This window comes from Pseudomonas sp. 22072 (assembly GCF_052046095.1).
GTDB classification, from domain to species: Bacteria; Pseudomonadota; Gammaproteobacteria; order Pseudomonadales; family Pseudomonadaceae; genus Aquipseudomonas; species Aquipseudomonas paracarnis.
The window spans coordinates 80,250-88,784 of sequence record NZ_JBQEQE010000025.1; the positions used below are offsets into that span (position 1 = coordinate 80,250).

6 protein-coding genes are annotated in these 8,535 nt (G+C 62.2%); 2 read left to right on the plus strand and 4 right to left on the minus strand.

The annotated features are described in order from the left end of the window. Positions 1 to 37 precede the first annotated feature (37 nt). From ACTJLA_RS22030 to ACTJLA_RS22040, 3 genes are read right to left on the minus strand one after another with little or no spacing between them, the layout of a single operon-like run. Positions 38 to 1,141 carry an acetoin dehydrogenase dihydrolipoyllysine-residue acetyltransferase subunit gene (locus ACTJLA_RS22030; RefSeq protein ID WP_314544259.1) on the minus strand — a complete coding sequence of 368 codons (1,104 nt, stop codon included), beginning with the start codon at positions 1,139 to 1,141 and terminating at the stop codon, positions 38 to 40. Next, a complete protein-coding gene (locus ACTJLA_RS22035) occupies positions 1,138 to 2,157 on the minus strand; it encodes an alpha-ketoacid dehydrogenase subunit beta (RefSeq protein WP_314544262.1) in 1,020 nt (339 codons plus the stop codon). Before ACTJLA_RS22035 ends, ACTJLA_RS22030 begins: the two co-directional genes overlap by 4 nt. Positions 2,158 to 2,194: 37 nt before the next feature. Beyond that, on the minus strand, positions 2,195 to 3,172 hold the full coding sequence (locus ACTJLA_RS22040; RefSeq protein WP_054896572.1) for a thiamine pyrophosphate-dependent dehydrogenase E1 component subunit alpha: 978 nt from the start codon (positions 3,170 to 3,172) through the stop codon (positions 2,195 to 2,197). Positions 3,173 to 3,479: 307 nt separating this feature from the next. Here ACTJLA_RS22040 and ACTJLA_RS22045 point away from each other — a divergent pair, with 307 nt between their 5' ends. Beyond that, positions 3,480 to 5,342 (plus strand): sigma-54-dependent Fis family transcriptional regulator, encoded by a 1,863-nt coding sequence (locus ACTJLA_RS22045; RefSeq protein ID WP_236453340.1) that lies wholly within the window; start codon positions 3,480 to 3,482, stop codon positions 5,340 to 5,342. A gap of 41 nt (positions 5,343 to 5,383) precedes the next feature. Here the strand turns inward: ACTJLA_RS22045 and ACTJLA_RS22050 are convergent, their stop codons facing one another. Next, entirely contained in the window at positions 5,384 to 6,163 is a 780-nt protein-coding gene (locus ACTJLA_RS22050) for an acetoin reductase (RefSeq protein WP_003190660.1), read from the minus strand. A gap of 191 nt (positions 6,164 to 6,354) precedes the next feature. On the opposite strand from ACTJLA_RS22050, the gene ACTJLA_RS22055 reads away from it, so the two are divergent. Beyond that, complete coding sequence (locus ACTJLA_RS22055; protein ID WP_440842122.1) at positions 6,355 to 8,517, plus strand: TonB-dependent siderophore receptor; 2,163 nt, start codon at positions 6,355 to 6,357, stop codon at positions 8,515 to 8,517. The last annotated feature ends 18 nt before the right edge of the window (positions 8,518 to 8,535 follow it).

Here is an 8,535-nt window from a genome sequence, read left to right on the forward strand (position 1 = left end):
GAGGGACAGACCAAACCGTCCCTCCCTTGAACCTCAATCAGGGCTGCGCGTTCAAAAAAGTGGAGATCAGTTGATTGACCTGCTCCGCCGCCTCCAGCTGCACCATATGCCCCTGCCCCGGCAATACATGCACCTGAGCCTGCAGCCCTTGGGCGTGACTTGCCGGGATGATCGCGTCGTCACTGCCCCAGATCACCAGGCTCGGCTGGCGGCCCACCTCGCTGCGAAGATCCAGCATCTGCCGCCCGCCATCGAACAGCCTGTGATCGAGCTGGCGCAACGCTTGATCCACCCCTTCCAGGCGCTTGAATTTGAGCATGTTCTCCAGCATCTGCCGCGTCACCAGCGCAGGGTTACTGAACAGTTGAGTCAATGGCGGCTTGAGCGCGTTACGGTTGTTGGCTTCGACAAAACCTCGCAGGTAATCGCCGTTGATATCGGCACCCAGACCGGCGCTGGCGATCAAGGTGATGGAGGCGATACGTGCAGGCGCCAGGCTGGCGACGGTGAGGGTCACCAGCCCACCCATGGAGTGGCCGGCCAAATGCACACGGTCGAGCGCCAAATGGTCGAGCAATGCCAGTACGGCGTGACTGAGTTCGGCAGCGTCTCCCGTTTGCAGAGACTTGCCCGACTCCCCGTGCCCCGGCAGGTCCAGGGCAATCACCCGGCGTTCGGCGGCCAGGGCCGGTTGATTGAACAGCCAGTTGTTCAGATCGCCCCCGAAGCCGTGCACCAACACCAGCGGCGTGCCGCCCTCGCCCATGTCCAGATAACGCAGCAAGCGCCCGCCTACCTCGACTTTTTGTGCGCTGGGGCCGGCCTCTTCGGCTTCGGCGGCACTGGAGACGAACCCGGCGTTGAAGCTTTCGATCACGCTATCGATCTGAGCCTCTGTCGCCTCGCCCTCCACCACAATTCCCAGTAGAGCGCCCACCGGCAGGGTTTCATCACTGAGCGCCAGTACCCGACGCAGCACGCCGCTAAAAGGCGCCTCGACACTGCTGGAGATCTTGTCGGTCTCCACGTCCAGCACCTCCTCGCCCTTTTCCACTCGGTCGCCGGGTTGTTTGAGCCAGACATCGATGCGGCCCTCGGTCATCGACAGGCCCCATTTGGGCATGGTCAGGGTATGAATCATGCGGAAGTCCTCTTGTCGGCGATCTTCATCACGGCGGCCTCGATCTTCGCGGCGTTGGGGATGTACAGGTCTTCCAGAGCATCGGAAAACGGCACCGGGGTGTGCGGCGCGGTGACCATCTCGATGGGAGCGCGCAGGAAAGCGAACCCCCGCTGGGCCACCAGGGCACTGATGTCGGTGGCGACCGAGCAGCGTGGGTTGGATTCGTCGATCACCACCAGGCGCCCGGTTTTCTCGACGCTTTCAAGGATGCTGTCTTCATCCAGCGGGCTGGTGGTGCGCAGGTCCAGCACTTCACAATCAACGCCTTGACGCGCCAGGTTGGCCGCAGCCTCCAGGGCGATATGCAGCATGCGGCCGTAGGTCACCAGCGTCACATCCTTGCCCTCACGCACAAAGTTGGCTTCGCCAAACGGGACCGTGTACAGCTCTTGCGGTACGTCGCCCTGCATGCCGTAGAGCATTTTGTGCTCCAGGAAAATCACCGGGTCATTGTCGCGGATTGCCTGGATCAACATGCCCTTGGCGTCGTAGGGCGTGGCCGGGCATACCACCTTGAGGCCGGGGATATGCGTCCACATGGAGGTGAGCATTTGCGAATGCTGGGCAGCCGCCCGCAAACCGGCGCCGTACATGGCACGGATCACCAGCGGTGTAGTGGTTTTGCCACCGAACATATAGCGGAACTTGGCAGCCTGGTTGAGCAACTGGTCCAGGCAGCAGCCGATGAAGTCGACGAACATCAATTCGCACACTGGGCGCATGCCACGGGTAGCGGCGCCCACCGCCATGCCCACGTAGCCGACCTCAGACAACGGTGCGTCCAGCACGCGCCCGGGAAATTGCGGGTGCAAGCCCTTGGTCACGCCGAGCACGCCGCCCCATGCGTCCTGCTCACCGGGGGAACCGGTGCCACCGGCCACATCCTGACCGATGATGAATACGCTCTGGTCACGGCCCATCTCTTGAGCCAAGGCCTCATTGATCGCCTGCTGATAGCTGATTTTACGAGCCATTAGATTCTCTCCACGTCTTGTTTTTATAGGGTTGGTATCAGCGGTAGGCCACGTAAACGTCGCTTAGCAGGTCGGCGGCCTGGGGCTTGGGATCGGTTTTGGCCAGGCGTACGGCGTCTTCGATCAATTGCGCCACTTCACCGTCGATGCGCTCGAACTGCGCTGCATCCAGCCAGCCTTCGGCATGGCAGCGCTGACGGAACAAGGCCAGGCAATCGGCGTTTTCACGCAGGTTTTTCACTTCGTCAGCGCCGCGATAGGTTTGCGCATCGCCCTCGAAGTGCCCATAGAAACGGCTGAGCTTGACCTCGACCAGCGTTGGCCCGTCGCCTTGGCGCGCCCGCTCCACAGCAACGCCGAGCGCTTCATGCACCGCGAAAAAATCATTGCCGTCGACGATCACCCCCGGCATACCAAACCCGGCGGCGCGCTCGGCGATGTCTTTGCAGGCCACCGACCAACCGGCGCCAGTGGCCTCGGCATAACCGTTGTTTTCGGCGACAAACAGACACGGCAGCTGCATGATCGACGCCAGGTTCATCGCTTCGAACACGGCACCTTCGTTGGAGCCACCGTCGCCAAAAAATGCCACTGCCACGCCCTGGCACCCCTTGAGCTTGGCAGCCAGCGCCGCCCCCGCGGCCAACGGTGCGCCGGCACCGACAATGCCGTTGGCGCCGAGCATGCCTTTCTCTTGGTCGGCGATGTGCATGGAGCCGCCCTTGCCGCCGCACACGCCGGTTTTCTTGCCATAGATTTCGGCCATCATGCCGAACACGTCGACGCCCTTGGCGATGCAGTGTCCGTGGCCGCGGTGGTTGGACGCGATGCAATCATCGTCATTGAGGTGCGCCATGACGCCAGCGGCGCAGGCTTCCTGACCGGCATACAGGTGAACGAAACCGGGGATCTCGCCGGTGGCGAACTCCACATGCAGGCGTTCTTCGAAATCGCGGATGGTGCGCATCACGGTGTAGGCATGCAGTAACTGATCGGTGCACAGGTGGGTGGACATCTTGTTGTTCTCCAGGTTGTCTCGACGCACAAAAAACTGGCTGCGGCCAGTGCCAAGCTGTTCAGCACAGCTTGTGCCAACCGTCGAGAAAACCTGGCAAAGCCTTGATCCAGAGCCGTGCCACACAGCGATGCCCAGGCAAGTGGTCGACTAAATGTGAGACGCAACCACGCAGTTCGACCCTTGAGTCTCAGCGGCATGAGACGCAGCGTCTCAATGCAGGCGTTGGTCAGGGTGCCCTTGTCCGTCGGCGCACATGCGCGCTTAATGACGCGCATAACAACAAAGCTTGAGAACCGGAGGCTTTATGCTCGCCATGAACTCCAGGGAGCATGTCGACTGTGTCAGTCGCGTGGTCCGCAATGCCGAGCGCCTGCCCCAGGCGCCCGTGCCGTCGCTGATCTTCGATTCGTGGCGGCGGTCCATGGAGCAACACCGCCTGGACCCCGGCTCCCTGCAAGGTCCACGTATCCTCAGCGAACCCTTGCTCAAGGAATGCCGCGAGCGCGCCGAGCTGTTCATGCGCATCGCCGGCGAAGAAGTCGCACAGTTGCACCATCGCGTGCGCCATGCCGACTACTGCGTGATGCTCACCGACGCCCAGGGCCAGACCATCGATCACCGTGTCGATGCGAGCATTCGCACCGACTGCCGCAAGGCCGGCCTTTACCTGGGCACCTGCTGGTCGGAAGCCGAGGAAGGCACCTGCGGCGTGGCCACGGTGCTGACCAGTAAAACAGCGGTGACGGTGCACAAGCGTGATCACTTTCGCGCAGCGTTTATCGGCCTGACGTGTTCGGCTGCGCCCATCTTCGACCCGCAGGGCCACCTGTTGGGTGTGCTGGATGTCTCGGCGCTCAAGTCGCCGGATGACCGCGGCAGCCAGCACCTGATACGGCAGATGGTGGCGCAGAGCGCCCAGGCCATCGAAAACGCTTTTTTCATGCACAGCGCCCGGCAGCACTGGGTATTACAAGCCCATAGCACTCCAGGCTTTGTCGACAGCCAACCCGACCTGCTGCTGGCCTGGGACCAGGACGGACGTCTGCACGCTTTGAACAGCAAGGCGCGTCAAGCCCTGCGCTTGCGCTTTGGCCAGCTGCCTGAGCATATCGGCGAAGTGTTCGATGTGGATGCATTGCGTGCAGCCACTGATCAGTCAACCCGGCAGTTGCACTGGCTGGGCAAGCCCGACGCGGTACACGTGAGGGTCAATGCACCCCGACGCCCCTCGGTTCGGGCGCTGCCAGAGACTCAAGTCGACCCGCGGATCCAGGAGCACCTGCGCTTGGCTGCGCGGGTCAAGGACCGCAACCTGCCCGTGCTGGTGCAAGGTGAAACCGGCGTCGGCAAAGAAGTCTTCGCCCGCCAGTTGCATGAGCACAGCACGCGCCGGGACGGGCCGTTTGTGGCGGTGAACTGCGCGGCGATTCCCGAAAGCCTGATTGAAAGCGAGCTGTTCGGCTATTCGCCCGGCGCCTTCACCGGAGCGTCCAGCAAAGGCATGAGCGGGCTGCTACTGAAAGCCGACGGCGGTACGTTGTTCCTCGACGAAATCGGCGATATGCCGCTGGCGTTGCAGACACGGTTGCTGCGGGTGCTGGCCGAGGGTGAAGTCGCGCCGTTGGGCGCAGCGAAAACCCGCGTGGTGAACATTCAGGTGATCTGCGCCAGCCACCGCGATTTGGCGGCGCTGGTCAGCGCGGGCCGATTCCGTGAAGACCTGTACTTTCGCCTGGGTTGTGCGCGTTTCTGCCTGCCACCGTTGCGCGAACGCACCGATAAGGTGGCCCTGATCAATCGGCTGTTGGAGCAAGAGGCGCGTAACAGTGGCGTGTCGTTGGGCATCGGCCAGGCCGCACTGCAATTGCTGCTGGGTTATGCGTGGCCGGGCAATGTGCGGCAACTGCGGCATGTGCTGGCGTACGCCTGTGCGGTGTGCGAAGGCACTACGCTGCAAGTGGGGGATTTGCCGATTGATATCCGGGGCGAGCAGCCTCAAGGGCTGGCCGAACAGAGCGCCAGCCCCGAGCGTCAAATGGTTCTGGATGCGTTGATTCGCCATCGCTGGAAACCCTCGCCTGCGGCACAGGCCCTGGGGATTTCAAGGGCAACCCTGTACCGACGCGTGAACCAACTGGGTATTGATATGCCCGGCAAAACCCACTGATACAAGGGATCGACTCCCACGCAGGCGAGTCGACCACGCTGTCAGCGGTAGACCAGGCCACCGTCGATCAACGGCGCCTGCCCGGTCATATAGTCTGCGTCCGGGCCTGCCAGAAATGCCACAAACCCCGCCACATCCTCCGGCGTTTGCGCACGGCCCAAGGCAATCCCATCCACGTACTGCTTGTAGGTTGCCCCCACCTGCGCCCCGGTAATCTCGGCCATGCGCTTGTCGATCTCAACCCACATATCGGTGCCCACCACACCGGGGCAATAGGCGTTTACCGTGATCCCCGCGCTCGCCAGTTCCTTGGCCGCCGCCTGGGTCAAGGCGCGCACCGCGAATTTGCTCGCCGAGTAGACCCCTAACAGCGCAAAGCCTTCATGCCCTGCGATTGAACAAGCATTGATGATTTTGCCCTTGTGCTTGAGTGCCTTGAATTTGTTGGCGGCCGCCTGGATCCCCCACAGCACGCCCTTGACGTTGATATCCAGGGTGCGCTCGACCTGCTGCGGGCTGACATCGAGCAATGAGTCGATCTGCGCCACTCCGGCGTTATTGACGATGATGTCGAATCCGCCCAGCGTCTGGTGGGCATGCTCTACCGCAGCCGTCACCTGTTCGCGTCTGGATACATCAGCGATGAACACAGAGGCTTTGCGGCCGGTGGCGACGATTTCGGCGGCCACGGCGTTGAGCTTGGCGCCGTCAATGTCCACCAACGCGACATCGGCGCCGTCCTGTGCAAGGCGCATGGCAATAGCCCGGCCTATGCCCTGCCCGGCGCCGGTGACCAGCGCGACTTTACCTGCGATACCCATGACAATCTCCTGAAACGATGAGGGGAGCCTTGTCTATCGCAAGTCGGCGCCTGGCTGTCGAGCCGTAACAGGATCGGCATCGGAGCTGAGACGGGTTGTCTCGCCGCATGAACCTTGCGCGAAAGCTTGTAAAAGGCCGCGCTTATGCCTAGCTTAGGCGCCCCCCGCCCAGCGCTTTAAGGCCTTGCCCCATGGTTTTGCGTTTTCGCCCCGTCGTCACTTCACGTTTCGCCCTCGGCCTGTTGCTCAGTGGCGGCATCGGCAGCAGCCTGGCCGCCGAGATCGAGTTGCCGACGGTAAAGGTCCAGGGCCAGGATGAGTCGGGCTACCGCAGTGAAACCGCGTCGGTGGGCGGCTTTGATGAAGCGCCGCTGTTGGACACCCCCGCCTCGATCACCGTGATCAACGCCGCGCTGATCAAGGACCAGCAGGCACGCTTGCTCAGTGAAGTGCTGCGCAACGATGCCTCGGTGGGCGACAGTTACGCGCCCATCGGTTATTACGAGAATTTCGTGGTGCGCGGCTTCTCGCTCAATGCAGCCAGCAGCTACAAGATCAATGGGCGCACCATCACCGGCGAGCAGAACGTCGCGCTGGAAAACAAGCAGCAGGTGGAAGTGCTCAAGGGCCTGGCCGGTTTGCAGAGCGGTATTTCCGAGCCCAGCGGGGTGATCAATTACGTGACCAAACGCCCCCAGGATGTGCGCTCGGTGACGGTGTCCACCGATGATCGTGGCAGTGGTTACATCGCCACCGATGTCGGCGGCTGGTTTGGCAGCGAGCAGCAGTTCGGCCTGCGCGCCAACGTCGCCCATGAAGACCTCAATTCCTATGTGGAACACGCCAACGGCCAGCGCCATTTCGTGTCCCTGGCCTTTGACTGGAACATCAGCCCCGACGCCGTGCTGCAACTGGATGCCGAGTACCAGAACAAGCAACAGCGTTCGGTACCGGGGTATCAACTGCTGGGGGGCACCGAAGTGCCCCACGGTGCTTCACCGAAGAAGCTGTTGGGGCACCAGACGGGCGGCAAGCAGGTCGGGATTGATTCGCTGAACCTCAACGGCAAGTTCGAGTACCGTTTCAGCGATCAATGGAAAGGCAGTGTCAGCGCGGCGCGTAGCAAGGTGGTGATTGATGACTACAGCTCGTTTGCCTGGGGTTGCTATGGTTCAGCCAGTTGCAGTTCCGCAAGCGTGCCGAACTACTTCAGCCCCGAAGGCAACTACGACGTCTACGACTACCGCAGCCCGGATGACACTCGCCGCGACGATGAAATCCAGGCGGCCATGACCGGCCTCTTCGACACCGCCGGCATCGGCCATGAACTGACCTTTGGCAGCAGCGCGTTTCGCCGAGTGATCGACAAACGCAAGTCGGTCAATGAATTCATCGGCACCGCCAATACCAACGAAGAGGTGCCGAGCTTTCCCCCGACCGACAAGCCGTTGAACGACAGCCACCGCAACCTCGACAGCCGCCAGTACGGGCTGTTCGTCACCGACCGCATCCGCTTCAACGAGCACTGGCAAACCCTCCTCGGCGGCCGTGAAGTGCGCCTGGACGAAAAAGCCTTCGACAGCGTCACCGGCAACCAGACGCGCCACACCCAACAGTACGTGTTCCTGCCCCAGGCCTCGTTGATCTACAAGCCAGTGGACAACGTTTCGCTGTACACCAGCTACAGCAAGGGCCTGTCCCTGGGCGGCACCGCGCCGTGGTTTGCAAGCAATGCCGATGAAACACTCGCCCCCACCGTCTCGCGCCAGATCGAAGCCGGGGTGAAATACGACTGGCGCCGTATCAGCTTCGCCGCCGCTGTATTCCAGACGCGCCAGGCTTACCAGTACGCCAAGCCCGAAGGTGGCACGTTCAACTACGTGCAGCAGGGCCAGCAAAAAAACACCGGCATTGAATTGTCCGCCAACGGCTGGGCCACCGACCGTCTGCAGATCGCCACCAGCGTGGCCGCGATCCGAGCGCGGGTGAGCGGCAGCGGCACGCCGGAATACGAAGGCCACCAGGCGATCAACGTGCCCAAGCTGCGCGCCAGCGTGTACGCCGACTACGCCCTGCCCTGGGTCAACGGCCTGGCGGTATTGGGCGGCGTGCAATACAGCGCCAAGAAGTCTGCCAATCGCACCGGCAACGTGGAAGTGGGCGACTACGCGGTGGTCAACGTCGGTAGCCGCTACACCACCAAGGTCGATGGCTACGAGACCGTGTTTCGCCTGAGCGTCGATAACCTGTTCGACAAGCGCTACTGGCGCGACGCGGGCGAGTATATGGGCGATGACTACCTGTTCCAGGGCGCACCGCTGACGGCGCGCCTGAGTGCTTCAGTAAATTTCTGAACCTGCGACTCTGTGGCG

Bases quoted from the DNA above. Each gene is read 5' to 3' on its own strand.
- ACTJLA_RS22030 (WP_314544259.1), bottom strand. From the start codon at position 1,141: ATGATTCATACCCTGACCATGCCCAAATGGGGCCTGTCGATGACCGAG.
- ACTJLA_RS22035 (WP_314544262.1), bottom strand. From the start codon at position 2,157: ATGGCTCGTAAAATCAGCTATCAGCAGGCGATCAATGAGGCCTTGGCT.
- ACTJLA_RS22040 (WP_054896572.1), bottom strand. From the start codon at position 3,172: ATGTCCACCCACCTGTGCACCGATCAGTTACTGCATGCCTACACCGTG.
- ACTJLA_RS22045 (WP_236453340.1), top strand. From the start codon at position 3,480: ATGCTCGCCATGAACTCCAGGGAGCATGTCGACTGTGTCAGTCGCGTG.
- ACTJLA_RS22050 (WP_003190660.1), bottom strand. From the start codon at position 6,163: ATGGGTATCGCAGGTAAAGTCGCGCTGGTCACCGGCGCCGGGCAGGGC.
- ACTJLA_RS22055 (WP_440842122.1), top strand. From the start codon at position 6,355: ATGGTTTTGCGTTTTCGCCCCGTCGTCACTTCACGTTTCGCCCTCGGC.